Here is a 1,180-nt window from a genome sequence, read left to right as displayed (position 1 = left end):
AGGATATGTTGTTTTGTTGTCGATAATCTATCCTAAATATATTGCAAGTGATTTTTCGAAAGAATTCATTATTACGCTCATCTGGGTTCTAGCTTGTAACACCTTCTTTCAATATTTTCTTTCGATTACATATAGATTACTGCTTAATGCAGACAAAAAAGTAGCATTTGTTTCTTTTGTTCAGGCATTTGCTGTGATTCTAAATATAATATGCGTTGTTGTGTTTACAATAAAATTCAGAAACATAGTTATAACAAAAGCAATAAGTGCAGCAGTGTTTTTGATTCAGCCGATTTTATATCGAATTTATGTAAAAAAAGAGTACAAGATTGATTCGGAAGACGGAATGGATGAATTCACCCAATCACATCGTTGGGATGGATTGGGAATTAATACAGCATATTTCATTCATTCTAACACGGATATTATTATCCTTACTATTTTTACATCTTTAACCGATGTTTCAATATATGCAATCTATCTTTTGATAGTAAATGCATTGAAGAATCTGATTGGATCTATATCAACTGCGCTGACACCATCATTCGGTAGTGTTTTAGCGTCAGGCAATTCGAAGCAAGCAAATGAATTTTTTGATGCATATGAGCTCATCGTTTGTTTAATTACAACAATTTGTTTCACCTGTGGAATGATTCTTGTGACGCCATTCGTTGATGTGTATACAATGAACATTCATGATGCAAATTACCATCAGGTCCTTTTTGGAATTCTGTTAATGATTTCTGAAATGATATATTGCTATAGAGATCCATATGTTTCAGCTTCTTATGCAGCTGGTCATATTAAGCAAGTTTCAAAGTACGCTTACGTTGAAGCTGGTATTAATATTGTTCTATCTGTAATATTGGTTAGACGCTTTGGATTAATAGGTGTTGCAATCGGCACTTGCATTAGTATGGCCTATAGAATGCTTATGCAAGTGAATTATTTGAAAAGCAATATACTGAATAGACCATGGCATATATTTGTTAAGCTGTTATTGATAAATATAATTAGCGCAGTGATATCCACAGTTGTTTCTTTTAAGTTCATTGATCTTCATGTGCTTAATTATTTTCAGTGGCTAATAGTTGCTGTTAAAGTGTTTTTAATTGTTGTATCTAGTGAAATCTTGTTGCTTTTTCTCTTTGATAGAAAAGATTTAAGTTTACTTTTGGAC

1 protein-coding gene is annotated in these 1,180 nt (G+C 32.0%); it reads left to right on the top strand.

The window, feature by feature from the left end; genetic code table 11:
- Positions 1-13: 13 nt before the first annotated feature.
- Positions 14-1,180 (top strand): lipopolysaccharide biosynthesis protein (locus J3353_RS16000; RefSeq protein WP_207685247.1); only part of this gene is annotated, 1,167 nt, incomplete at its 3' end.

This window comes from Faecalibacterium sp. Marseille-Q4137 (assembly GCF_017377535.1).
Taxonomy (GTDB): Bacteria; Bacillota; Clostridia; order Oscillospirales; family Ruminococcaceae; genus Faecalibacterium; species Faecalibacterium duncaniae.
This window is presented reverse-complemented; position numbering and strand designations above follow the sequence as displayed.